This is a genomic window from Alistipes putredinis DSM 17216 (assembly GCF_000154465.1).
In the GTDB taxonomy this organism is placed as follows: Bacteria; Bacteroidota; Bacteroidia; order Bacteroidales; family Rikenellaceae; genus Alistipes; species Alistipes putredinis.
On the sequence record NZ_DS499579.1, the window covers coordinates 54,046 to 79,103 of the forward strand.

The 25,058-nt window shown below is 56.9% G+C and carries 26 protein-coding genes; 23 read left to right on the plus strand and 3 right to left on the minus strand.

Features of this window, described 5'->3' with window-relative positions; all coding sequences use genetic code 11:
- The first annotated feature begins 20 nt into the window (after positions 1-20).
- Complete coding sequence (cysQ, locus tag ALIPUT_RS06140) at positions 21-911, plus strand: 3'(2'),5'-bisphosphate nucleotidase CysQ (protein WP_004328911.1); 891 nt, start codon at positions 21-23, stop codon at positions 909-911.
- 101 nt (positions 912-1,012) lie between these two features.
- Here cysQ and ALIPUT_RS06145 read toward each other — a convergent pair whose 3' ends face one another.
- Entirely contained in the window at positions 1,013-1,291 is a 279-nt protein-coding gene (locus ALIPUT_RS06145) for a hypothetical protein (RefSeq protein ID WP_004328912.1), read from the minus strand.
- Positions 1,292-1,412: 121 nt separating this feature from the next.
- Between ALIPUT_RS06145 and trkA the strand changes: the two genes are divergently transcribed.
- The 20 genes from trkA to ALIPUT_RS06245 all read left to right on the plus strand — a co-directional run bounded on the left by trkA (position 1,413) and on the right by ALIPUT_RS06245 (position 18,925).
- Entirely contained in the window at positions 1,413-2,753 is a 1,341-nt protein-coding gene (gene trkA, locus ALIPUT_RS06150; protein ID WP_004328913.1) for a Trk system potassium transporter TrkA, read from the plus strand.
- Between the two features lie 22 nt (positions 2,754-2,775).
- Complete coding sequence (locus ALIPUT_RS06155) at positions 2,776-4,239, plus strand: GH3 auxin-responsive promoter family protein (RefSeq protein ID WP_040293542.1); 1,464 nt, start codon at positions 2,776-2,778, stop codon at positions 4,237-4,239.
- 160 nt (positions 4,240-4,399) lie between these two features.
- Complete coding sequence (locus ALIPUT_RS06160; protein WP_004328915.1) at positions 4,400-5,026, plus strand: deoxynucleoside kinase; 627 nt, start codon at positions 4,400-4,402, stop codon at positions 5,024-5,026.
- Positions 5,027-5,031: 5 nt separating this feature from the next.
- Positions 5,032-6,390: a methyltransferase RsmF C-terminal domain-like protein gene (locus tag ALIPUT_RS06165; RefSeq protein ID WP_040293543.1), complete on the plus strand. Its 1,359-nt coding sequence runs from the start codon at positions 5,032-5,034 to the stop codon at positions 6,388-6,390.
- A gap of 11 nt (positions 6,391-6,401) precedes the next feature.
- Positions 6,402-7,010, plus strand: coding sequence for a MerR family transcriptional regulator (locus ALIPUT_RS06170; RefSeq protein ID WP_004328917.1), 609 nt, complete (start codon positions 6,402-6,404; stop codon positions 7,008-7,010).
- A gap of 282 nt (positions 7,011-7,292) precedes the next feature.
- The gene (locus ALIPUT_RS06175) at positions 7,293-8,093 is read left to right on the plus strand and encodes a Nif3-like dinuclear metal center hexameric protein (protein ID WP_004328919.1); all 801 of its coding nucleotides are present in this window, start codon (positions 7,293-7,295) and stop codon (positions 8,091-8,093) included.
- 9 nt (positions 8,094-8,102) lie between these two features.
- A complete protein-coding gene (locus tag ALIPUT_RS06180) occupies positions 8,103-8,861 on the plus strand; it encodes a zinc ribbon domain-containing protein (protein ID WP_004328920.1) in 759 nt (252 codons plus the stop codon).
- Between the two features lie 230 nt (positions 8,862-9,091).
- The gene (locus ALIPUT_RS06185) at positions 9,092-10,675 is read left to right on the plus strand and encodes an NAD+ synthase (RefSeq protein ID WP_004328921.1); all 1,584 of its coding nucleotides are present in this window, start codon (positions 9,092-9,094) and stop codon (positions 10,673-10,675) included.
- A gap of 4 nt (positions 10,676-10,679) precedes the next feature.
- Positions 10,680-11,090: a SoxR reducing system RseC family protein gene (locus ALIPUT_RS06190; RefSeq protein ID WP_004328922.1), complete on the plus strand. Its 411-nt coding sequence runs from the start codon at positions 10,680-10,682 to the stop codon at positions 11,088-11,090.
- Position 11,091: 1 nt separating this feature from the next.
- Positions 11,092-12,009: an RnfABCDGE type electron transport complex subunit B gene (locus ALIPUT_RS06195; RefSeq protein ID WP_004328923.1), complete on the plus strand. Its 918-nt coding sequence runs from the start codon at positions 11,092-11,094 to the stop codon at positions 12,007-12,009.
- A gap of 29 nt (positions 12,010-12,038) precedes the next feature.
- Positions 12,039-13,388: an electron transport complex subunit RsxC gene (gene rsxC / locus ALIPUT_RS06200; protein WP_004328924.1), complete on the plus strand. Its 1,350-nt coding sequence runs from the start codon at positions 12,039-12,041 to the stop codon at positions 13,386-13,388.
- 17 nt (positions 13,389-13,405) lie between these two features.
- Positions 13,406-14,374 (plus strand): RnfABCDGE type electron transport complex subunit D, encoded by a 969-nt coding sequence (locus ALIPUT_RS06205; protein WP_004328925.1) that lies wholly within the window; start codon positions 13,406-13,408, stop codon positions 14,372-14,374.
- A gap of 12 nt (positions 14,375-14,386) precedes the next feature.
- Positions 14,387-15,253, plus strand: coding sequence for an RnfABCDGE type electron transport complex subunit G (locus ALIPUT_RS13280; RefSeq protein ID WP_004328926.1), 867 nt, complete (start codon positions 14,387-14,389; stop codon positions 15,251-15,253).
- Positions 15,246-15,830, plus strand: a complete 585-nt coding sequence (locus ALIPUT_RS06215) for an RnfABCDGE type electron transport complex subunit E (RefSeq protein ID WP_040293544.1) — start codon at positions 15,246-15,248, stop codon at positions 15,828-15,830. The genes ALIPUT_RS13280 and ALIPUT_RS06215 overlap by 8 nt, the downstream gene beginning before the upstream one ends.
- Before the next feature lie 2 nt (positions 15,831-15,832).
- Positions 15,833-16,411, plus strand: coding sequence for an electron transport complex subunit RsxA (rsxA, locus tag ALIPUT_RS06220; protein ID WP_004328928.1), 579 nt, complete (start codon positions 15,833-15,835; stop codon positions 16,409-16,411).
- Positions 16,412-16,552: 141 nt separating this feature from the next.
- Positions 16,553-16,963, plus strand: coding sequence for a serine acetyltransferase (locus ALIPUT_RS06225; protein ID WP_004328929.1), 411 nt, complete (start codon positions 16,553-16,555; stop codon positions 16,961-16,963).
- A gap of 49 nt (positions 16,964-17,012) precedes the next feature.
- Positions 17,013-17,399, plus strand: a complete 387-nt coding sequence (locus ALIPUT_RS06230) for a hypothetical protein (protein ID WP_147554466.1) — start codon at positions 17,013-17,015, stop codon at positions 17,397-17,399.
- 55 nt (positions 17,400-17,454) lie between these two features.
- Positions 17,455-18,000, plus strand: a complete 546-nt coding sequence (gene hpt / locus ALIPUT_RS06235) for a hypoxanthine phosphoribosyltransferase (protein ID WP_004328931.1) — start codon at positions 17,455-17,457, stop codon at positions 17,998-18,000.
- 4 nt (positions 18,001-18,004) lie between these two features.
- Entirely contained in the window at positions 18,005-18,640 is a 636-nt protein-coding gene (locus ALIPUT_RS06240) for a 7-carboxy-7-deazaguanine synthase QueE (protein WP_004328932.1), read from the plus strand.
- A gap of 12 nt (positions 18,641-18,652) precedes the next feature.
- A complete protein-coding gene (locus tag ALIPUT_RS06245; protein WP_004328933.1) occupies positions 18,653-18,925 on the plus strand; it encodes an FtsB family cell division protein in 273 nt (90 codons plus the stop codon).
- A gap of 446 nt (positions 18,926-19,371) precedes the next feature.
- On the opposite strand, the gene thiL is transcribed toward ALIPUT_RS06245, so the two are convergent.
- Positions 19,372-20,304, minus strand: a complete 933-nt coding sequence (gene thiL / locus ALIPUT_RS06250) for a thiamine-phosphate kinase (protein ID WP_004328936.1) — start codon at positions 20,302-20,304, stop codon at positions 19,372-19,374.
- A 643-nt stretch (positions 20,305-20,947) separates the two neighbouring features.
- On the opposite strand from thiL, the gene pyk reads away from it, so the two are divergent.
- Positions 20,948-22,426, plus strand: a complete 1,479-nt coding sequence (gene pyk / locus ALIPUT_RS06260) for a pyruvate kinase (protein ID WP_004328938.1) — start codon at positions 20,948-20,950, stop codon at positions 22,424-22,426.
- Between the two features lie 12 nt (positions 22,427-22,438).
- Positions 22,439-23,881 (plus strand): lipopolysaccharide biosynthesis protein, encoded by a 1,443-nt coding sequence (locus tag ALIPUT_RS06265; protein WP_004328939.1) that lies wholly within the window; start codon positions 22,439-22,441, stop codon positions 23,879-23,881.
- Between the two features lie 100 nt (positions 23,882-23,981).
- Here ALIPUT_RS06265 and buk read toward each other — a convergent pair whose 3' ends face one another.
- Positions 23,982-25,049 (minus strand): butyrate kinase, encoded by a 1,068-nt coding sequence (gene buk / locus ALIPUT_RS06270; RefSeq protein WP_004328940.1) that lies wholly within the window; start codon positions 25,047-25,049, stop codon positions 23,982-23,984.
- Positions 25,050-25,058: the final 9 nt, after the last annotated feature.

Genomic DNA, 25,058 nt, shown 5'->3' on the forward strand with positions numbered 1-25,058 from the left:
TACCGATCAAAAATATCATTATGCTTGACAACGAGCTCAAATCATACCTTTTGCCCAACCTTTTCAATGCGGCGGTGCGGGCCGGTGCGGCCATTATGCAGGTTTACAAAAACAAGGAGGATTACGACATCAGCATTAAGAGCGACAAGACTCCGATTACCGTCGCGGACCGCCGGGCGCACGAAACGATCAAGACCTATCTGGGACCTACCCGTATTCCGATTCTGAGCGAAGAGGGGCGTGAGATGCGGTACGAAGAGCGCTGCAACTGGGAGCTGTTCTGGTTGGTGGACCCGCTGGACGGAACGGTGGAGTTTATCAAGGGAAACAACGAGTTTACGGTCAATATCGCCCTGATGGAGAATAACCGGAGCGTGGCGTCGGTGGTGTATGTTCCCTATTTGGGCAAGATGTATCTCGCGTGGCGCGGGGGCGGTGCTTTCCTGAAAGAGGGGGTGGCGGCCGATTCCGACGCGGAATACTCGTACGGGCAGATCGTCGAAAGTATGCGGCGCCTGCCTGTAGAGTCGGCGCGGCATGAACATCCCCGGGTCGCCGTGTCCCGGTCGCACAAGTCGCCCGAACTCGCGGAGTATATCGAGGAATTGCGAAAGAGCCATCCCGATCTGGAGGTCGTGGAGCAGGGCAGCTCCTATAAGTTTTGTTTGCTGGCGGAAGGCGCGGTGGATTACTATTTTCGGACTACTTCCACGTATGAATGGGATACTGCGGCGGGGGAGTTGATTCTCTCCGAAGTAGGGGGCGAAACGCTTTCGCTGCCGGATTATCGTCCGTTGCGTTACAACAAGACGGATCTGGTTAATTCTTGGTTTTTCTGTCGCGCCCGTAAAATGCCGGGTTGCAGGTCGGAGGCGGAGATGATGGTCGGGGAGTGTTCTGCGGCGGACTGACCGCCTCTCGGCATCGTGGGGTTGAAACCGAGAAAATAGAAACACGGGTAATCTGAATTCAGATTGCCCGTGTTTTCGGTTTGCGGAGAATTTGTCGCCGATTATTTTTTTGCGGAGCCGTGTACTGCGGCTGCCGCTTCGGGGGTGCAGGCGGCGCAGTTGCCCGAGCATCCGGGCTCCGATGCGCAATCTTCGAGTCCCGTCATCTGTTCGCGGGTCTCCTGAACGGCGCATTTGATACCCAGTTTGCGCATGTTTTCGTTGGTGGAAATTTCGGAGTCGATGTGGTGTCCCTTGAAAATCAGGGTGAGCGACATGGCCAGGACGAAAAGTCCGACGGCCAGAATCGCCAAAAGAATTATGATTAACCAGGTTGGCATGGTAACTGAAATTTAATAGTGGAAATTTGGGTGTTCCGATGCAAATTTATACATTTGTGTTATTAATTGCAAAAATGCTGCCCGGAATGATCCGGGCGTATGCTGACAGAGTAAATCCGGTATGAAAATCGTTATTGCGGGTGCGGGCGAAATGGGAAGCCATCTGGCGAAAATGCTCAGTGGCAACGGGCACGACATCACGGTCATAGACAGCGATCCGAAGCTGCTGGCCGATGTGGCCAGCCTGGCCGACGTGCTGACGGTCGAGGGCGACTCCACGACCTTTGCCGTGTTGCGGAAGGCTTCGGTGCGAAAGTGCGACCTGTTCATCGCTGTCAATCATGTCGAGAACGACAACGTGGTGGCAGCGGTGTTGGCCAAGCAGCTCGGGGCCAAGAAATCCATCGCCCGGATCGACAACAACGAATACCTGGAGCCCAATAACAAGGAGATTTTTATCAACATGGGTATCGACTACCTGTTCTATCCGGAAAAGGTGGCGGCTCAGGAGGTGATCAATCTGTTGGGGCACACTTCGACGACGGAGTACGTCGATTTTTCGAGCGGACGGCTTTCGCTCGTGGTTTTCCGTCTTGATCCGACCTCGTCGCTCATCGGACGCGAACTTTCGGGTTTCAAGGACGATGCGGCGCAGCTCAGCTATCGGACGGTGGCGATCGCTCGCGGCGGTCAGACCATCATCGCCCGGCAGGATGAAATATTTATGGAGGGCGACATGGTGTATGTCATCGCCCGGCAGGATGCCGTGAAGGAGGTGATGGAGTTCTCGGGGCATTCCAACGTGGAGATCAACAACATGATGATCCTCGGCGGTTCGCGCATCGGCATACGCATTGCGACCGAATTGCAGGACGAGGTCAATATCAAGTTGATCGACTACAATGCCGAGAAGGCCTATCGGTTGGCCGAATTGTTGGACAAAACTTTGATTATCAATGAGGATGGCCGCCATATCGAAGCGATGCTCGAGGAGGGGCTGGCCAATATGGACGCTTTTATCGCGGTGACGGGGCGCAGCGAAACCAATATTCTGGCGGCGATGCTCGCCAAACGCATGGGCGTCAAGAAGGTGATCGCCGAGATCGAGAACCTCGATTATATCAATCTGGCCGAGAGTATCGGTATCGATACGATCATCAACAAGAAACTGGTTACGGCGTCGAACATCTTCCGCTTCACGATGTCAACCGACGTGCAGGCGATCAAGTGTCTGACGGGCAGCGAGGCCGAGGTGCTGGAGTTCATCGTCAAGCCCAACGCCCCGGCGACGAAGGCTCCGATCAAGGAGTTGAAGCTGCCGCAGGATACGATTATCGGCGGCGTGGTGCGCGGCGACAAGGTTTTCATCGCCGTGGGAAACATGGAGTTGAGCGCCTACGATCGCGTGGTGGTTTTCGCTATGCCGGCGTCGATCTCCAAAATTGGATATTTCTTTAATTAACGATAAGGAGGAGCAGCGCAGGATGTCGATTCGGAACAGTTTGTTACGTACCTATTTCGCCCGCCGGATGAAGGCGATAGATCGTTTTCGGCGACATCCGGACCAAGTGCAGGCCGAGATGTTCCGACAGCTCATTGCGCGGGGGGCCGATACGGAGTTCGGTCGTCGGCACGGTGTTGCCAAGCATCTTACGCCCGAGGCGTTCGCCGCACGGGTCGGAGTGCAGGACTACGAGAGTTTCAAGCCTTATATCGAGCGGATGCTGGCCGGAGAGAAGAATGTCGCAGCCCCGGGGCGGGTGACGCTTTTCGCCCGTTCGTCGGGAACTACGTCCGACCGCAGCAAGTTCATTCCCGTCACGCGGGAGTCCGTGTGGTGGAATCATACGCTCGGTATGCGGGACGTGGCGGCGGTGTATGCTTCGGCCAAGCCGCAGACGAAGATCTTCGACGGCAAGACGCTGACGCTCGGCGGTTCGTATGTCCGGGAGAACGGAGCTCTCATCGGGGATCTGTCGGCTGTGCTGATCAGTCAGACTCCGTTCTGGAGCGGTTGGTTCCGGGCGCCGAAGATGGAGACGGCTCTGATTCCGGATTTCGACCGGAAGATAGAGGGGATCTGCCGGGAGTGTACCCGGGAGAAGATCACGGCCTTTGCCGGCGTGCCTTCGTGGAACCTGGTGCTGATGCGCCGGGTGTTGGAATATACGGGCAAGAGCAACCTGCTCGAAGTGTGGCCCGATCTGGAATTTTTTGCGCACGGGGGCGTGGCGTTTACGCCCTACCGCAAGTCGTTCGCCAAGCTGATCCCGTCGGAGGGGATGACCTATCTGGAAACATACAACGCTTCGGAGGGTTTTTTCGCGCTGGCCGACGATCTGACGCGGGACGATATGCTGCTGATGCTCGATTACGGGACTTATTACGAATTTCGCAGCGGCGAGCAGATCGTGCCGCTCGAAGGCGTTCGGGTCGGAGAAGTTTATGCAATGATCGTGACCTCGATCAACGGGTTGTGGCGTTATGAGATCGGCGATACGGTGGAGTTTACCTCGACGAATCCCTACCGCATCCGTTTCGCGGGCCGCACGCGTCAGTTCATCAACGCCTTCGGCGAGGAGCTGATCGTGGATAACGCCGAGCGGGCGCTCGCGGCGGCCTGCGAGCAAACCGGTGCGGTGGTCGAAGAGTACTCCGTGGCGCCCTGTTTCATGGGGCTGAATACCCGGGGAGCGCACGAATGGGTGCTGGAGTTTTCGGAGCGGCCCGATACGCCGGAGCATTTTGCCGAAGTGCTGGACCGGGAGCTTCGCAGCGTCAATTCGGATTACGACGCCAAGCGTCAGACGGCGCTCGATCCGCCCCGCATCCATGCCGTGCCGCCGGGAACGACGCTGCGCTGGTTGCAGAAGACGGGCAAGAACAAGCTGCCCCGTATGCGCAACGACCGTACGGTTGTGGAACAGTTACTGAAGATTGAACAATAAATAACGCGATGACACGCGTCGCTTTGCCGGGGGCCGGGGATTGCGGCGGGAGACGGTTTTCTGCCGTGCCGCCGCAGACGGTGGACTTGCCGGACGACGGGACCGGGAGGGGCCCCGCCGTGCGGCGTGAAGTGCGTGACGTAGCCAAAACATCCGATTTATGTACATTGCGATAGCCGGAAATATCGGCAGCGGCAAAACCACGCTGACCGAGATGCTGACCGAGCGCTACGGCGCCAAGGCCTATTACGAGCAGAGCGACAATCCCTACATCGGGGATTTCTACAACGATATGAATCGTTGGTCGTTCAACCTGCAAATGTATTTTCTGGGCAGCCGCATTCAGCAGACGATGGATATTCTGCGCAGCGGTCCGGTCGATATTTTTCAGGATCGGACGGTGTACGAGGATGCCTATATTTTCGCCGACAACCTGCATCGCATGGGGCTGATGTCGGGCCGGGACTTCGATACTTATATGAGTATCTTCGGGTTGATTACCAACCTGGTGCCCCGGCCGGATCTGTTGATTTACCTCAAGGCCAGCGTGCCGACGCTCATTTCGCAGATCCGCCGCCGGGGTCGCGCCTACGAAATGAACATCGACGAACAGTACCTGCGGCGGCTCAACGACCGTTACGACGACTGGATCGAAAATATCTACCGGGGCGAAGTGCTCGTGATCGATAAGGATCGTGAGGATTTCGTCGCGGATGCTGCGGTGATGGAGAAGATCTGCGCTCGTCTCGACCGGAAGCGGGAGGAGCTCGAAACCGCTAAAAAATAGTCCCTATGTTGCCGGAATCTTTCACGCGGCGGGTTATGGCCGAACTGGGACCGGAGGAGGGGCGTGCGCTGTGTGAGGCGCTCGAAGGCCCGGCGCCGACATCCGTCCGTCTGCATCCGCAGCGCCCCTGCCGCTGGAGCGGAGCCGAGGCGGTTCCCTGGTCGCCGGCAGGACGTTACCTGACGGAGCGGCCTTCGTTTACGCTCGATCCGGCTTTCCATGCCGGGGCTTATTACGTGCAGGAGGCTTCGTCGCAGTTCCTGGCTCACGTGCTGGCCGGGGAGGAGGTCGCCGGAAAACGGATTCTGGACCTTTGCGCCGCGCCGGGGGGAAAGACGACGCTCTATGCGTCGCTCGCGGGTAGCGACGGGTTGGTAGTGGCGAATGAAGTCAATCGCCAGCGGGCGGCTGTTCTGGCGGATAACGTCCGCAAGTGGGGGCTGGGAAACGTGGCGGTGACGGTGAACGAGCCGGCACAGATCGCGGTGCTCGAAGGGTGGTTCGACATCGTGGCGGTGGATGCCCCCTGTTCCGGCGAGGGGATGTTTCGCAAAATACCCGAGGCACGGGACGAGTGGAGCGAGAACAATGTGAAAATATGTGCCGTCCGGCAGGCGGAGATTCTGCGCGAAGCGTGGAAGACGTTGCGTCCCGGCGGATTGCTGATATACAGTACCTGCACGTTCAATCGACTGGAAAACGAAGGGTCGCTGGAGGGATTGCTGGCCGAAGCGGGTGAAGAGATCGTCGAATCGACCGCTTTCGATTGCCCGCCGGCGTGGGGTGTGGTTTGCGGTCGGGTCGGTCCTTTCCGGACGTTCCGTTTCTATCCGCACCGGACCCGGGGCGAGGGATTTTTTGCGGCGGTGGCCCGTAAGGTGTCCGATGGCGGAAGCCGTGTCCGTGTGCCCAAGTCCCGCCGAACGATTTTCGCGCCCGCCGGACGCAGGGAGTGTGCGGAACTGTCCCGTTGGGTCGCCGAACCCGAGCGGATGCGCTTTGCGGCGGTGGCGGATGTCTATTATGCGTATTACGAATCGCAGTACGAGGCGGTGAAAATGCTGGCCGAATCGCTGCGCGTGATCGCCTCGGGCGTTGCGATGGGGCAGATCTTCAAGGAGCGGCTCAAGCCCGATCATGCGCTGGCGATGTTTTGCGGATTGGATCGCGGAGCGGTGCCTGTTGCCGAGTTGTCCGAAGAGGAGGCGCTGCGGTTTCTGCGCAAGCAGGAGGCGGAGGCTGCGGCTTTCGCCGAGGGGATGAATCTGGTGACGCACGGGGGAGCGGCCCTGGGTTTCGCCAAGCGGATTCAGAACCGGGTAAACAATATGTATCCCAACTCGTTGCGGATATTCAACCTGTAATTGTACATGTTATGGCCAAGAAACTATTCTATTCGATGGGCGAGGTGTCGGAGATGTTCGACGTCAATGCTTCGCTGATCCGTTTTTGGGAGACGAAATTCGATATCCTGCGCCCGCAGAAGAACAAGAAGGGCAACCGTCTTTTTTCTCCGGCCGATGTCGAAAACCTGAAATTGATCTATCATCTGGTCAAGGAGCGGGGAATGACCCTCGACGGAGCTGCCCGTTGTCTGAAACAGAATAAAGGAACCATTTCGCGCGATGCGGAGCTGCTCGAACGTCTTCAGCGTGTCCGGGCCCTGCTCGAAGAGGTGCGGGCCGAACTCAAGGAGAGTGCGGAGGACCGGGTGGTTGTCGCGGAAAATGGGGCTGGAGAGGCGGCCGAAGTATCGGCGCTCCCGGTTCGTACCCGGAAGAAGCCTGCCGCGCAGGAGTTGGCGGACGATGCCGGAGGGGATGGAGCGGAGAGTAAAGGACCCGTGCAGGTGATCGAACCAGGTCCCCGGAGCGAAAAGCCGGCGCCGAAACGTTCGGCGGCGCGTCAGCCCCGGCGCAAGAAGGAGAAAGAGGAGGCGGAGAGCAAGGAGTTGTTCGCCTTCTATGAACAGTCGTTGTTTTAGACGGACGTTTTGAAATACGGCAGGCGGGTACATTTTGCTTTCGCCTCCGATTCGGAGGGGGCGGTGACGTTGCGGACCGCTACGGCGATAGGCCCGACCGGGTATGCGAACGAACCCGATACTTCGGTATATCTTTTGGGGCGCGTAGCGCCGCAAGTCCCTTCGAGGTGAGGATTTCGGGGTGGGGCAGCATTATGGATGGGAGCACAGGCCGCGAACAAGCGACCGTCGGATATGGTACGTTGAAAATATAATTGCCTTTTCAAATAATGTAGTAGGATTATGAAAATCAGAGATATTGCCGAAGTGATCGAACGATATGCTCCGCTCCGTTTGCAGGAGTCGTACGACAATGCCGGTCTTATCGTGGGACGGCCCGAGGACGAAGTGCATCAGGCGCTGCTGGCCGTCGATGTGACCGAGGAGGTGTTGGACGAGGCGGAGCAGACGGGGTGCGATCTGATAGTCACGCACCATCCGATCGTTTTCCATGCCCTCAAGCGGTTCAATTCGGCCTCTTATGTGGAGCGGTGCGTCGAGCGGGCGATCCGCCGGGGAATAGCGCTCTACGCCTGTCATACCAACCTGGACAGTGCGCCGGGCGGCATGAGTTGGCGGTTGGCGGAGATGCTCGGCGTGGAAGAGTTACGGGTGCTGCAACCGACCGATCCTGCGGACGGGCGGGTTGGCTTCGGGGTGGTGGGCGAACTGCCGCAGTCCATGTCGGTGCGGGATTTTATGCACCGTATCCAGGAGCGTCTGTCGGTACAGGTGATCCGCCATTCCGAGCTGGTCAGGGAGCAGGTGCGGCGGGTGGCCGTATGTACCGGAGCGGGAGCTTCGCTGCTCGGCGAAGCGCGTCGTGCGCAGGCCGATGTGTATGTCACTTCGGACCTTAAATACAATGATTTCATGACCCCCGACGGAGCCTTCGTGGTGGCCGATATCGGCCATTTCGAGAGCGAATATTGCGCAATCGACATTTTGTTTGATATTTTATCGAAAAATTTATTTACCTTTGCGGTTCGCAAGAGTGTAAATTCACGTAATCCGATCGGTTACATAGTTCCGTCTAAACAATAAAAACACGATATGGCAACACAGAAAAAGACAGCTGAAGTTGATTATTCGATGCAGGAGAAAATCCTGGCCCTCTACGATCTCCAGAAGATCGACAGCCAGATCGATTCGATCAACAAGGTGAAGGGTGAGCTGCCGCTCGAGGTGCAGGATCTCGACGACGAATTGGCCGGTTTGAAGGCGCGTGTCGAGAATATCAATGCCGAAATCGAGGAGCTCAATGCTCTCTCCAAGCAGCGTAAGCGCGAGGTGGATCAGGCCAAGATACTCATCGGCAATTACAAGGAGCAGCAGAACAACGTCCGGAACAACCGCGAGTTCGATGCGATTAGTAAGGAGATCGAGTATCAGGAGTTGGAAATCGAGCTGGCCGAAAAGCGTCTGAAAGAGTATGCTGCCGGAATCAAGGTCAAAAAGGCGCAGGTCGAGGAGACCGAGGCCCTGATGACGGAGCGCCGAAAGGACCTCGAAGCCAAGCAGACCGAATTGCAGAGCATCGAAGCGGAAACGGCCTCGCAGGTGGCGGAATTTACGGCTCAGGCGGCTAAAGCGCAGGCCAAGATCGACAAGCGGTTGCTGGAGGCTTACCAGCGGATCCGTCATAACGTGCGCAACGGACTTGCCGTGGTGACGGTGCGGCGCGATGCGTGCGGCGGCTGTTTCAACCGCATTCCGCCCCAGCGCCAGATGGAGATCCGTCAGGGCAAGAAGATCATCATTTGCGAATACTGCGGTCGTATTCTGGTGGCCGATCCCGAAGAGCAGCAATAGCAAGCGTTTGGGGTTGAACGATTTGTAGCCCGACCTTCCCACGGAAGGTCGGGCTGTATTCGTTGAGTCGAAACGGGGACGGCCTCTTTTCCGAATGAGGATTTCGAAACCCCGATTGCTTTTTTTCGATACGATCGTTGCGTTCGGATGAAACTTTTGCCGCGAAATCGTTGTTTTTTCCAAATAATAATTAATTTTGCGATGATGTAACTTTTTGAAATACCCGATAGATGAAGATAGCTCTGGCTCAATTGAATTATACGGTCGGCGACGTCGCAGGAAATACAAACAAGATCATCGAATCCGTACGTCGTGCGAAAGCCGAAGGCGCAGACCTCGTCGTTTTTGCCGAGCAGGCGATCAGCGGTGCTCCTTCGTTCGATTTGCTGCGGAAAAATCCTTTTTTGGAACAGTGCGAAGATGCGTTGATGCGGATTGCCGCCGAATGCGATACGGTGGATGCGATCGTGGGGCTTCCGATTCTCACCAAGGAGGGGACGATCAGTGCCGCAGCGTTGATTCAACAAGGAAGAGTCGTCCGCTACGTGGGAAAACAGAATATCACCGTGCGCCGCGAATTGGGATTTCTGACCCCTTCGAAAGGTTGCGAATACGTTACGATACGGGGTTGCCGCTGTGCGCTGGTCGTAGGCGACGATCTTTTTCATACCCCGGATTTCGACAAGTCGGTCGAAACCGTCATCAACATCCATGCCCGCCGCTACCGCAAGGGCGACTTGAGTCGTCGGTACGACGTAATCCGGAATATCGCCTACGTCAAGGGAAAGAATGTGGTGATGGTCAATCAGGTCGGCGGTGCTACGGAGCTGGTTTACGACGGGATGTCGGGCGTGATGGACAACCGGGGCAAGCTGGTGCGGTTGCTGAAAAGTTTCGAAGAGGACTTTCAGGTGTTCGATACCGAAAATCCCGCTTGCAGCGTCGAGTCCGTCCCTGTGTCGGTGAACGACCGTACCCGCTTCATTTACGAGGCGGCTTGTTGCGGTCTGCGGGATTTCTTCGTTAAAAATGGGTATAAAAAGGCCTGTGTCGGCGTTTCGGGCGGTATCGACTCCGCCGTGGTCGCTTGTCTGGCGGTTGCAGCGCTGGGGGCGGAGAACGTGCGGGGATTGATGATGCCCTCGCAGTTTTCGTCGGAAGGATCGGTCGAGGATGCCAAGCAACTGGCCGAAAACCTCGGTATCGAGTTCCATGTCGTGCCGATCACGGAGGCTTACCGCAGTATCGTCGATACGTTGATCCCGGTGATCGGCGGTACGGATTTCGATGCGACGGAGGAGAATATCCAGTCCCGCATCCGCACGCTGATGCTCATGGCCCTGCAGAACAAGAACGGCTATGTCCTGCTCAACTGTTCCAACAAGAGCGAGAATGCGCTCGGTATCTGTACGCTCTACGGCGATACCGGCGGCGCTTTCAGCGTGACGGGCGATCTGTATAAGACCGAGATGTATGACCTGGCCCGCTATATCAACCGGAAATTCGGTGCTCCCATTCCTGAAAACATCCTGACCAAAGAGCCTTCTTCGGAGCTTCGGCCCAACCAGAAGGACAGCGACATGCTGCCCTCTTACGAGGTGGTGGATGCCATCCTGTACCGTCTGATCGAAGATGGGCAGTCGCGTGAAGAGATCATCAATGCCGGATTCGACAGCGACGAGGTACAGAAAATCTATGCGATGGTCATGCGCAACGAAAAGAAGCGTTTTCAGTATCCGCCGGTGCTTCGACTCTCGTCCTCCTCGTTCGGGCATGAGTACCGTATGCCATTGACCCATAAATATGTAAAGTGACCCGATGGACCGTATCGAACATAGCGGGGTGGTGAAGCGCGTCGATGCGGAGAGGGTTTGTGTGGAAATTACGGCTCATGGCGCTTGTGGGAGCTGCAAGGCCCGCGAAGCCTGCGGTTTGGGTCAGACCGGGCAGAAAATCGTGGAGATACGTACTCCGGCTGCGGCGACGTATCGTCCCGGCGACAGGGTGACGGTCGCTATAACCCGACGTACGGGAGCGGTCGCGGTTTTGTTGGCTTATGTCGTGCCTTTCGTCGTCCTGATCGGCGTGGTGGCAGTCTGCTATCTGCTCGGCGCGGGCGATGGGGCGGCGGTACTTGCAGGATTGGGATCTGTCGTCCTGTACTATGGGATTCTCTGGCTTCTGCGCCGGAAGATCGATAATGCGATTCATTTCACAATATCCGAATAATATGGAGGTATTACTTTACACAGTGCTTACACTTTGCGTGTTGGGAATCCTTGCCGCGCTGATCCTCTATTTCGTGGCACAAAAGTTCAAGGTCGAGGAAGATCCCCGGATCGACGAGGTCGAAAAGATGCTGCCCGGTGCGAACTGCGGCGGCTGCGGATTCGCCGGATGTCGCGGTTTGGCCGATGCGCTAGTGAAGCGGGCCGATATCTCTTCGCTTTTCTGCCCGGTGGGCGGGGCCGAAGTGATGAAGACCGTCGCTGCCTACCTGGGCAAGGCTGCTCCGGAGAAGGAGCCCCAGGTGGCTACCGTCCGCTGCGGCGGTAGTTGCGAGAAACGTCCCCGGATCAATGCGTACGACGGTGTTACGTCCTGCGCGGTGGCTGCTTCGCTTTATGGCGGAGAAACGGGGTGTACGTACGGCTGCCTGGGATACGGGGATTGTGTGACGGTTTGTAACTTCGATGCCATAGCGATAAATCCCGAAACGAGGCTTCCAGAGGTCGATTTCGACAAATGTACGGCCTGCGGCGCGTGTGTCAAGGCTTGTCCCAAGTCGATTATCGAGTTGCGGAAGAAGTGGCCCAAGCAGCGGGCGGTTTACGTCGCGTGCGTGTCGAAAGACAAAGGGGCGGTGGTGATGAAAGCCTGCAAAGCCGGCTGTATCGGCTGCGGAAAGTGTGAGAAAGTGTGTCCGTTCGGAGCCATTACGATCCAGAACAACCTGGCTTTCATCGACTCCTGGAAATGCAAGCTCTGCCGCAAGTGCGTGAACGAATGCCCCACCGGTGCCATCCGTCTGGTCGGTATGGAGCCGCTGCCCAAGGAGCCTAAAGCCGCTCCTGCATCGAAGCAAACGTCGGCAGCGGGAGAGAAGCCGGCTTCGGAGGAGAAGAAGACTGAAAAAACCGAATCCTGATCCGAACGATAAAACCGAAAACAAACGCTATGAAGACATTTCCGAGAGGCGGAGTACATCCGTCGGATAACAAGTTGAGTCGGGCGGAGGCCGTCGAGGTACTGGCGTTGCCCGATGTGGTGAATGTTCCTTTGTCGCAGCATATCGGTGCGCCGGCGGTTGCGAAGGTGGCCAAGGGCGACAAGGTGAAGGTGGGAGAGTTGATCGCCGAAGCCGCCGGTTTCGTGTCGGCCAATATCCATGCGCCCGTGTCGGGCACCGTGACGGGGGTGGATATGCTGCCCAACGGGCAGGGAATCCGCCAGATGATGATTACGATCCGTCGCGAGGGGGATGAATGGGCCGAAGGGATCGACACTTCGAAGGAGCTCGTGCGCGAATGTACGCTTTCGGCTCCGGAGATTCTTGCCAGGATCAAGGAGGCGGGTATCGTCGGTATGGGCGGTGCGGCGTTCCCCACGCAGGTCAAACTGACGGTGCCTGCCGGGAAAAAGGTCGAGCACTTGATTATCAATGGTGTCGAGTGCGAACCTTACCTGACGTCCGACCATCGGGTGATGCTCGAACGGAGTGAAGAGCTGCTCGTGGGCGTCACGATCCTGATGCGGGCGCTCGGCGTGAGCGGCGCTTCGATCGGAATCGAGAACAACAAACCGGATGCGATCGCCCGATTGAGCCGGCTGGCTCCGTCGTACCCCGGAATCCGGGTCGTTCCGCTTCGGGTCCGTTATCCGCAGGGGGGCGAAAAACAGTTGATCGCGGCCGTTACGGGTCGGGAGGTTCCGCCGCCGCCGGGACTGCCGATCGACGTGGGGGCCGTCGTCTGCAATGTTTCGACGACGGTGGCCGTGTACGATGCGGTGCAGAAGAACAAACCTTTGATCGAGCGGGTGGTGACTGTTACGGGCCGCCAGATGGAGGCTCCGAAAAATCTGCTCGTCCGTTTCGGAACGCCGGTGGCTGTCCTGTTGGAGGCTGCGGGAGGCGTGCCGGCCGGGGATGTGAAAGTGCTCAACGGCGGGCCGATGATGGGACGGGCGATGAGCAACCTCGCCTCACCGGTGGTCAAAGGCTGTTCGGGTATTACGGTGCTCGGGGGGGCGGCAGCCCTGCGTGGTCGGGAGAGCTCCTGTATCAAATGCGCCAAATGCGTGTCGGCCTGCCCGATGGGATTGGAGCCTTATCTGATGGCCAAACTCTCGCGCCGCAAGCTGTGGGAGCGGCTCGAAGCGGAGTGGGTGACCAACTGCATCGAGTGCGGCTGCTGTCAGTTTACCTGTCCGGCGGATATTCCGCTGCTGGACTTTATCCGAATGGGAAAACAGGAGGTCGGGGCGTTGATCCGTGCCCGCGCCGCCGCCCATGCAACCAAGAAATAAGAAAAAAGAGATAGCGTATGGCAAATAAATTGATCGTAGCACCCGCTCCGCACGTGCATGGTTCGGAATCGACGCAAAAGATCATGCGGGACGTTCTGCTGGCGCTGACGCCCGCGCTGGTGTTTTCGGTGGTGGCGTTCGGCTGGAGCGCCCTGGCGGTGACCTGTATTTCGGTGGCCAGTTGCGTGCTGTTCGAATACCTGATTCAGAAATTTCTGCTTAAGGGGCCTTGTACGGTGAGCGACCTGTCGGCCGTGGTGACCGGCGTCCTGCTGGCTTTCAACCTGCCGGCGTCGCTGCCCTGGTGGATCGTCGTGATCGGCGCTTTCGTGTCGATCGCCATTGCCAAGATGACTTTCGGGGGGCTGGGCAAGAATCCGTTCAATCCGGCGTTGGTGGGTCGTGTGTTCCTGTTGTTCGCCTACCCGGTGCAGATGACGACTTTTCCCCGTCCGGTCGGACAGTTGGCCGACGCTTTTTCGGGAGCGACGCCGCTGGCAGCCGTCAAAGCGGAGCTGGTGTCGCATACGTCGGTCAATTATCAGGATGTCCTTTTCGGTTCGATCCCCGGTTCGCTGGGTGAGGTCTCGGCCCTGCTGTTGCTGGTGGGAGCCGTCTATCTGCTGTGGAGAAAAGTCATTACGTGGCATATTCCGGTGGCGGTCCTGGGAACGATGGCCGTGTTCGTCTTTCTGGTCGGCCTCGGACAGGGTATGCACGGTGAAGCGTTGTGGGAGTTCCCGCTGTTCCATCTGCTTGCAGGCGGAGCCATTCTGGGTGCCGTTTACATGGCTACCGACTATTCGACTTCGCCGATGACGCATACCGGTATGCTGATTTACGGAGTCGGCATCGGCATCATTACGGTACTGATCCGTTTGTGGGGCGCCTATCCCGAGGGTATGTCGTTCGCGATCCTGATCATGAATTCGGTCGTGCCCCTGATCAACAAATATGTCAAACCCCGGCGTTTCGGGTTAAAATAGGAGGAGCGGAGGATGAAGAGTACACTATTCAATATGGTTATGGTGCTGTTCGTGATCACACTGCTCGCTTCCGCAGGCGTGGGAGCGGTCCATATGATTACCGAGGAGCCGATTGCCGAGGCACGGGTCAAGGCGACCCGCGAGGCGCTCAAACAGGTGCTGCCCGAGTTCGACGAAACGGAGGATACGGCATTGACCGTCGAGAACTTGCCGGTGACGGTCCATACGGCTTCCGAGGGAGGCCGTGTGGTGGGTTATGCCGTAGAATCGATGACTAAAAACGGGTTCAGCGGGGTGATCCGGCTGATGGTCGGCTTTGCCCCCGATGGTCAGATCCTCAATATCCGGGTGCTCGAACAGGCGGAAACTCCGGGGCTGGGTACCAAGATGGTCGATGCGGGCAATTCGCTGGAAAAGAGTTTTGTCGGCCGGAATCCGGCCCAAATGAAACTGGGCGTGAAGAAGGACGGCGGCGACGTGGATGCCCTGACGGCGGCGACGATTTCGTCGCGGGCTTATGTCGATGCCGTGAGTCGGGCTTATAAGGCCTATTGCGAAAAGGCAGGCGTCGAAGCTGCCGTGAACACCGTTTCGGGTGCTTCGAATACTCAAAATGCGGGTGCGGACGGTACTTCGGGCGCTTCGGCTACCCGAGATGCGGGAGCGGATGGTGCGTCCGGTGCTTCGAACAATCAAGAAACGGGAACGGAAGCCGCGACGGGCGCGACGGCTGCTCGGCCGAATGCAGAGGCCGGGACGCGAGCTGCGGGTGAAGAGCGGTATCGAGAGCGGGGATTGGAGCGTGAAGGCCGTTCCAACCGCCTCCAGCGAGGAAGTCAGACCGTGAACAATGCACAGGAAGGAGGTCGAAATGAATAATTTGAAAGTACTTGCGAGCGGCATTATCAAGAATAATCCGACGTTCGTTCTGGTACTCGGCATGTGTCCCACGCTGGGTACGACGACTTCGGCGGAGAACGGTTTCGGTATGGGCGTGGCGACGATGGCCGTGCTGATTCTGTCGAACCTGGTCATCTCATTGATTAAGAACCTGATTCCGGACAAGGTGCGCATCCCGGCTTTTATCGTGGTGATCGCATCGTTCGTGACCATTATCTCTATGCTGATGCAGGCGTATGTCCCGGCGTTGTATGCCAGTCTGGGCGTATTCATTCCGCTGATCGTGGTGAACTGCATCATCCTGGGACGTGCGGAGGCATTCGCCTCGAAGAACGGACCGGTGGCTTCGATCTTCGACGGTATCGGGATTGGTCTGGGCTTCACGCTGTCCCTGACGTTGGTGGGGGCCGTCCGCGAAGTGTTGGGCAGCGGGGCCATCTTCGGTTATTCGTTCGGTATTACGGACTACATGCCGTTGGTGTTCGTGCTGGCTCCGGGTGCTTTTATCGTACTGGGGTATCTGATGGCATTGTTTAATAAATTTCTCAAGAAATAGGTATGGAGCTCTCTTATTTTGCCATTATCATCGGCGCGATCTTCGTCAATAACGTCGTGCTGGCTCAATTCCTCGGCATCTGCCCGTTCCTGGGCGTGTCGTCGAAAGTCGAAACTTCGCTCGGTATGGGAGCTGCCGTGACCTTCGTTATGGCCCTTACTTCGGTGGTTGCATGGTCTATTCAGACTTACGTATTGGTGCCGCTGGGGATCGAATACATGCAGACGATCGTCTTTATTCTGGTGATCGCGGCTCTGGTGCAGATGGTGGAAATCATGTTGAAGAAGGTGTCTCCGTCGCTCTATCAGGCGCTTGGAATTTTCCTGCCGCTCATTACGACGAACTGTGCCGTGCTGGGCGTGGCGATTCTGATGATCTCCAAGGAGTTCAACCTGTTGCAGAGCATCGTTTATTCCGTGGCGACGGCCATCGGCTTCGCATTGGCGCTGGTGCTGTTCGCCGGTATTCGCGAGCGGCTCGAACTGGAGGATGTCCCCAAGGCCGTGCAGGGGGTTCCCGTGGCGCTGATTACGGCCGGTATTTTGGCAATGGCCTTCATGGGTTTCTCCGGGCTGGTATAACGGTTATTGGTACGAAAAGGGATTTATGAAAGAGCTATTATTTCTATTTAAGGGATTTGCCCCGTTGATTATCAGGCTATTTTATCGGAGGGGGACTTCTATCGTTCTTGTCAAATCCGTCCGTCTAAACTGAAATGATATTTGTGGCAGGTTAATTTGCTGCTATATGGGGCATACATTGGATTTGATGTCCGGATTAAATCCAAAATTACTTTTCCTCACGATTTATTTGGAGTTTTTATTTCGGAGAGGGCGGTTATCGGTGAAAATTGCGTGATTTTTCAACAGGTGACGATCGGATCGAATACATTGCCGGATAGTCAGAGACCGGGAGCCCCCGTCATCGGAGATAATGTATATATCGGAGCCGGTGTGAAGATAATCGGAGGGGTAAAGGTTGGGAATAATGTCCGCATTGGCGCCAATGCCGTAATTTTTACGGATGTGCCGGACAACTGTGTGGCTGTCGTTAATGGAGTGCGCACAATCCATAAGTCGGAACCATTGGACAACCGGTTTATGCCGATTTCGAAGTTAAAGGAATCGGAATAGTGCTTCGGAGGATATATTTTACTTCCATTTAGCATCTTGCTGAATGGGGATGGGTAAAATAAAGGCTTTAAAAATCAGGAGTATAGGTTTTTTTGCTCCTGATTTTTTGCATGTTGCGTTTCTCGGCTTTTCAGCCAAAAAAAGGTTGAGGCAGAAGTTGAAAGTCATGTCGGAAATTTTGTCTGTTCCCGCCAGTAGGAACAACTTTGCGAAAAAAGATCGTATCGATTACTCCTGCGGTGGGGCAGCCTGTTTTTGGTGTTGTGTAATCTGTCCCGAAGACGCCGATCTGGCTTTTATCCCTGCCGAGGTTCGGTTGGCGATCACGATCAAGAGCATGATGATGGATACGATCATCAGGATTTCCTGGACGGAACAACATTTGATCCTGCGGATGAGTTTTGCAAGCATAGAATTTTTCTTCCGGATTGTGTAACTTTGTGGCTCAAATTATTTACTTTTGTAAAAATAACAATAAAATCCGTATCCCGATGAAAGAAAACGTCATAAAATTGCATGATAAAAAATTCAAGGTGATGATTCCGGCTGCAAAGATAGAAGAAGCCGTGGCTGCGGTAGCGGCGAAGATCAACGAGGATTACCGGGAGAAACGGAATCCGCTGTTTCTGGGGGTGCTCAACGGCTCGTTTATGTTCATGAGCGACCTGCTGAAGAAGATCGATTTCAACTGCGAAATATCGTTCGTGAAACTCTCTTCGTACTGCGGTACCTCCTCGTCGGGGGATGTCAAGTGTCTGATAGGACTGGGCAACAACATCGAAGGCCGGGACGTGATTATCGTCGAGGACATTGTGGATACGGGCGCCAGCATCGAACACATGGTCGAGGAGTTGAAGACGAAGAAGCCCGCCAGTATCCGCGTGTGTACGCTTTTCTTCAAACCGAAAGCATACCAGCGCCAGATTCCGATCGATTATCCGGCCATGCACATCGGCAACGAGTTTATCGTGGGATACGGGCTGGACTACGACCAGTTGGGCCGGAATTACAAGGATGTTTACGTGGTGACCGAATAGTCCGATGAAGGAAGCGACGAATTACGACTTGTTGGACGGAGGGCGGAAATTGCCTCTGGTGGAGGATTTCTATACGATTCAAGGCGAAGGATTCCATACGGGCAAACCGGCCTATTTCATCCGCCTGGGCGGATGCGACGTAGGCTGCCGCTGGTGCGATGCCAAATATACGTGGAATCCGAAACTCTATCCTCCGACCGATATTTCGGAGGTGGTGCGGCGAGCGACTTCGTGCCAGGCGCAGGCTATCGTCATCACGGGCGGAGAGCCGTTGCTTTACCCGTTGGGGCCTTTGACTTCGGCGCTCAAGGGGCACGGACTCAAGATATTTCTCGAAACTTCGGGGTCGCACCCTTTCAGCGGGTATTTCGACTGGGTTTGCCTTTCGCCCAAGCGTCAGCAGCCGCCTCTGCCGGAGGCGTTCTGGCGGGCGCACGAGCTGAAGGTCATCGTCGAGCGGGAGGCCGATTTGCAATGGGCCGAGCGGAACGCCGAACAGGTCGGACGGGAGTGCAAGCTCTTCCTGCAGCCCGAATGGAGCGTGTCGGAGGAGATCATGCCCCTGCTGGTCGAGTACGTCAAGGCGCATCCTGCGTGGAATATTTCGATCCAGACGCATAAATACATGCATATTCCTTAAAGGATTCGGAAGATGCAGTTGAAATTGGACAAGCGGTTTTGGGTGGTGATTACTTGTATCATCGTGGTTTTCACGATTTTCATCGTGGGACGAAATCTGCTGCACGCCATAGAGATCAGAAAAGATATCGCTATCCTGGAGCAGGAAAGGGCGATCTATCGCGCTCGGATCGAGCAGGACAGTACGCTGCTCGAAGAGCTCAAGTACGACGATAATCTGGAGCAATTCGCCCGCGAGCGCTATCGCATGCAGCGGCGGGGGGAGAAAGTCTATATCGTGGAATGAAGCGGCTTTCGATGCGTGTGGATAGAGTTTTTGGAGATACGGCGATGTGTTATAAAGCGCACTGCTGCGTCATTATCGGGATGCGGGCTAAATCTTTACGGCAGTAAATTCCTGTCGCCCTTACCCTCAATGCCTTGCATCCATTCTGACATCCCTTAGAGGTTGTGTCTGAAATTTTCATTTCGACACAGCCCCTTTATTTTTTGCGGCGGACCGTGCCGATGTCGTACGGCAGAAGTCGGCTTCGTTTTGGAGAGAGCTTGCGGTGAATCGCCGGGATTTCGAGCGCTTGCAGCGGGAATATTGCGGCGGGCGATGCGGACCGGATTTGCAACGGCTCCTTTCTGCGGAGAAGCAGAAGGTATGAGGAGCGGTATGGAGGATGACCTTCGGATATTTCGGAGGACGGTATGTGCCGGGTTGTTGCAACCTTTTCGGAACGCCGGTCAATAGTGGCGGAATCCCTGCCAATCGACCGGCAGAGGGGTGCCGTTTCGGAGCCATTCGAGATGATTGCCGCCCGTGATGCGGCCGATGAAGTGGAACTCATCGCCGAAACGGAGCCGGTAGTTGGACAGAAGTGTGTTGGCGCTCTCCGGAGCGACGGTGAAGAGAAGTTTGTAGTCTTCGCCGCCGGATACGGCGGTTTCGAGATCGACGGGAGTCGGGATGCACTCGGTATCGACTTCGGCACCTACGCCGGACTGGTGCAGGATATGCCGCAGGTCGGAGGCGATGCCGTCCGAGATGTCCATCATGGCGTGCACTTCCGGACGTTCGCCGAGCCAGATGCCTTCGGCGACTTGCGGGGCGGGGTTGCGGTGGATCTGTGCCAGCGGGGTGTCGTACCGTCCGGCCAGGATATCGCGCAGTCCGGCGCCCGACTCTCCCAGCGAACCGCCGACGGCGATCAAGTCGCCGGGGCGTGCGTCGCTGCGCCGTTTGATATGGCTGTCGGCGATACGCCCGATGGCCGTTACATTGACGACCAGTCCCGAATCCGAGGCTGTGGTGTCGCCCCCGACCAGGCCGACGTCGTATTGGGCCGAGAGGTCGCGGTAGCCTTCCATGAAATCTTCGATCCATCCTTCGGGCAGGTCGTGCGGGATAGCCAGCGAGAGCAGGGTTGCGATCGGGCGGGCGCCCATCGCCGCGACATCGCTCAGATTGACGGCCAGGGATTTACGGCCCAATTCACGCGCCGAGGTCGCCCGGCGCAGGAAGTGGATGTTTTCGGCCAGCAGGTCGGCGGTGAAGACCAGCGATTCGCCGCTGCCCAGCGGGAAGACCGTGCAGTCGTCCCCGATGCCGTCGAATCCGTTGCGGGGAATTGCGGCGAACATGTCGCGGATCGTGTCGATAAGTCCGAATTCAGTCATGTCGAATGGCGGTTTGTGCGGAGCGGCGGCGTTCGGGTAAATTGAACGGACGCGGCCGAAGTCCGGAATGTAGCAAAGATACGAATAAGCCGAGCGCAAAAGCAAATTTTATTTGTATTTTGCCGAGGCGCGTCTTATCTTCTACAAAGATAGCGAAAGCCGAGAGCAATTATGAGAACTTGTTCTTGAAAATTGCCGAACCGCATCCTGTCTTCTGCAAAGATAGCCAAAGCCGGGAGGATACGAAAATTTATTTTCGGCGCCCGGGTCGTCCCGACTTTCGGACGGGTGTGAAATGTGTGTGAATTCGATGCGAATCGGAGGATCTTGCGGCGTATATCCGGGTTTTTCACTATTTTTGTAAGCAGGAATGACGAAGGCGTGCCCTTCGTGCCGTTTGTCTGGCTGGGGATAGTCGGAGCGCTGCCTGTGCTGTGGATGTTTTCGGGATTTTCGGCTCGTCGAAGTGTCCGTTTTCGGATTACGACGGAAGATATTCGGAACGATGCGAGTTCTGTCTGTCGGGTGCTCGTGCGTAAAGGATTGGTGCGCGATCGAATGGCGGAAAAGCTTCGGATAGAGGCGGATTCCGGATTCCAGGTGTAATTTTGATTTGAAACGATATAATTTAACAAGAAGCTGTATGTGGGGAGAGAAGAAAACCAAGATCGTAGCCACGTTGTCGGATTTCCGCGCCAACGAAGAATTTGTACGCGGCCTTTTCGAGGCCGGAATGGACGTAGTACGCATCAATTCGGCGCATGTGACCGAAGAGGGGGCCGCGAAGATCGTCGAGGCGGTGCGCCGGGTCAATCCGGCGATTCCGGTCATTCTGGATACCAAAGGACCTGAAATCCGTGTGACGGCCGTGGCCGACGAGTACGGCGGTGCGATCGGCTTTCAGACCGGGGAGCGCGTGAAGGTGCGCGGGACGGCCGATGGCGAACCTTCGACCCGCGATACGATCTACTTCAACGTGGCGACGGTGGTACGCGATATCGCGGTCGGTGCGCGGTTGTTGATTGCCGACGGGGAGTTGGAACTCCGCGTGACGGACAAGACCGACGAGGAGCTGATGTGCGAGTTCGTGCGGGGCGGCACGCTGCGGTCGCGCAAGAGCGTCAATGTGCCGGGGATGAAGATCGACCTGCCGTCGGTGACGGAAAAAGACCGCCGCTTCATCGAATGGGCCGTGAAGAACGACGTCGATTTCATCGCTCACTCCTTCGTGCGGAGCGCCGGGGACGTGCATGCCGTGCAGGAGATTCTCGACCGTTACGACAGTCCGATCAAGATCATCTCCAAGATCGAGAACCAGCAGGGGATCGACAACCTGGACGAAATCGTCGAGGCTTCGTACGGGGTGATGGTCGCCCGGGGCGATCTGGGGGTCGAACTTCCGGCCGAGGCGATTCCCAACGCGCAGCGGCGTATCGTGGAGCGTTGCATAGCCGCCAAACGACCGGTGATCATCGCTACGCAGATGCTCTATTCGATGGTGCGCTCGCCCCGTCCGACTCGGGCCGAGGTGAGCGACGTGGCCAGTGCCATTTACGAGCGCGTGGATGCCGTGATGTTGAGCGACGAAACGGCTATGGGCGACTATCCGGTGGAGGCCGTGAGTACGATGTCGCGCGTGGCCCGCGAGATCGAGAAGGACGAAACGCATTTTACGCCGATGATCGATATGAACATGGTTTCCGTGAACCACGAGATCACGGCGCAGTTGGCGCGTTCGGCGGTGCGGGCCAGTACGAACTTGCCGATTCGCTATGTGGTGCTCGATACCGCGACCGGACGCACGGGCCGTTATCTGGCCGCTTTCCGGGGCCGGTGTCAGGTCCTGGCGGTTTGTTATACCCGTCATGCGCAGCGTATTCTGGCTCTTTCGTACGGCGTCGTGCCGATCCTGCGTGAACAGCAGTCGCACGAACGCTATCAGGATCGTTACCACTTCGTGATCGACGCCCTGGATTTTATCCAGCGCAAGCATGCGATCGAACCGACCGATCTGCTGGCTGTGGTGGGCGGCAGCTTCGATTCGAAATACGGCGCTTCGTACCTCGAGATTTCGAGCGCCGAACGGTTCCGCGAGCGGGATGCCGTGTGCGACGGCTGCTAAATCCGAAGGGTCGTGGGAGGTGAATTGCGGGACAAGGTCGCAAGCGGTGTAGCGTGGAGCATTGCCGAAAAGGTAGGCTCCATGTTGCTGCAAATGGGGGTGAGTATCGTCATCCTCCGGTTGCTGACGCCCGAGCAGATGGGTATTATGGCTATTCCCGTGGTTTTTTCGTCCCTGGCACTGGTGATGGTGGACAGCGGTTTCTCGCAGACCCTGATCCGAAAGGCGGTGCCGTCGGAGGAGGACTACAAGTCGGTATTCGTCTTCAATATCGCGGTTTCGGTGCTGCTGTACCTGCTGTTGGTGGGGGCGATGCCCTGGATCGCCCGTTTTTACGGGATGCCCGAGTTGGTGCGGATCGCTCCGGTGTTGTTCCTGCTTGTGCCTCTCAATGCCCTGTGCGTGATTCAGAATACGATTTTCACCCGGCAGTTCCGTTTCGCCCGGCTTTCGAAGGTCGTTTTTACTTCGTCGCTCGTAAGCGGACTGGTGGCTATCGGTATGGCTTGGGCCGGATGCGGTATCTGGAGCCTGGTGGGGCAACGGGTAGTGGCGATGGGTGTACGGGCCATGTTGCTGTGGGGGTTGAGCGACTGGCGCCCTCGGGCGGCTTTCGACGCGGGCCGTCTGCGTGCGATGGCTCCGTATAGCTTCCGGTTGCTGGCGACCGATCTGATTTCTTCCGTTTACAACAATGTTTCCCAGCTTTTCGTCGGGAAGCTCTATGCTGCGGATGTGCTGGGCTTTTTCAACCAGGCGCAGAAACTCAAGGAGCTGCCCGTGACATCGACCATGCAGGCCGTTCAGAGCGTGACTTTTCCCGCGCTTTCCAAGATCGCGGACGACGAGCGTAAATTCGCCGAGAGCTACCGGCAGGTAGTAATGATCGTCGCTTTCGTGATGCTGCCGATGATGGCCGGTCTGATTGTCGTCGCTCCTGAAATGGTGGACAGTCTGCTCGGGGAGAAGTGGATGCCGATGGTTCCCTATTTTCAGGTTATTTCGCTGGCCGGAATGTTCGCTCCGATCGCTACGGTTTCGAATAATGTGCTGAAGGTGAAGAGCAACGGTCGGATCATCGTGCGGCTGGAAGTGGTCAAGAAGGTAGTGATGACCCTGGTCCTGATCCTGACGATCCCGCACAGCGTGCTCGCCGTGACGTGGGGCCTGTCGGCGATGGCTTTTTTCGAAATGATCCTCAATTTTGGCGCGACGACCCGGTATGCGGGGCTGACGGCAGGTCGTTTTCTGCGGACGTTGCTGCCTATAGCTTCTGCGACGGCGGCGATGTTCGGTGTGGTTTGGGCTTTCGGACACTTCACCAGCTTCGCACCTCTGCCTACGTTCCTATTGAAAGTGGCGGTCGGCGTGGTCTGTTACGCTGGGTTCGGAGCGTTGTTCCGGCTCGAAGCGATGCGGGTCGCGTGGGAATTAGTAAAAAAGCTCTTCCGGTAAAGGAAGAGCTTTTTTATATCCGGTTTAACCGTTTTCGATCAATGCGAAACCATGTCGAATTTGTTCGGGTATCGCCGGGTACCGGAAACGGAGAAGGCTATTATGCGTAAACCTTCGGGGTTCTTTCGCCGCGCAGTACACTCAGGGCGTTGAGCATCAACGCACCCATTTCGTCTTCGCCCGGATAGATGAAGATCGGGGCGAGGAACGAACAGTGTTCGCGGATTACGTCGTTCACCGGTTCGTTGTACGCCACGCCGCCCGTAAGCAGGATGGCATCCACCTGACCTTTGAGAACCGCAGCCATCGCGCCGATCTCCTTGGCGATGCTGTAACTCATCGCGTCGAGCACGGCTTTGGATTTCTGGTCGCCCTTTTCGATGTCGATGCAGATCTGTTGCACGGAGTTCTGGTTCAGGTGAGCTACCAGACCGCCTTTGCCGGCGAGCATCTTCAGCACGTCGCGCTGGCTGTACTTGCCCGAAAAGCAGAGGTTCACGAGCGCTCCGGCAGGCACCGTGCCTGCACGTTCGGGTGCGATCGGGCCGTCGCCGTCGAGGGCGTTGTTGGTGTCGATCACCCGTCCCTTGCAGTGGGCCGAAACCGAAATGCCGCCGCCCATGTGGGCAACGACCAGGTTCAGGTCTTCGTAACGCTTGCCTACCTTCTCGGCATGGCGGCGTGCGATGGCTTTCTGGTTCAGGGCGTGGAAGATCGAAATGCGGGGGCATTCCGGAATACCGCTCAGGCGGGCGATGTCGTCCAGCTCATCGACCACGACCGGGTCGGCGATGTAAGCCTTCACGCCGGCAGCCTGGGCGATCTGCTCGGCGATCAGGCCGCCGAGATTGGAGGCGTGTTCGCGCTGGGCGTTCACCAGGTCGTTCTTCAGAGCTGCGTTTACTTCATATACGCCCGATTCGATCGGCTTGATCAGACCGCCGCGACCGATCACGGCCGAGAGGGACTTCACGTCGAAGTTGTTCTTTGCGAGTGCTTCGAGTACCATCTCCTTGCGCCAGTCGAGCTGGTCGATGATGCGCGGGAAACGTGCGATCTCCTCGGCCGAATGGCGCAGGGTGAGCGCCAGCGTAGGCTGCTCGTCGTCATACAGGGCGATCTTCGTCGAAGTCGAGCCCGGGTTGATTGCTAAAATCTTGAATCCCATAAATCCGAT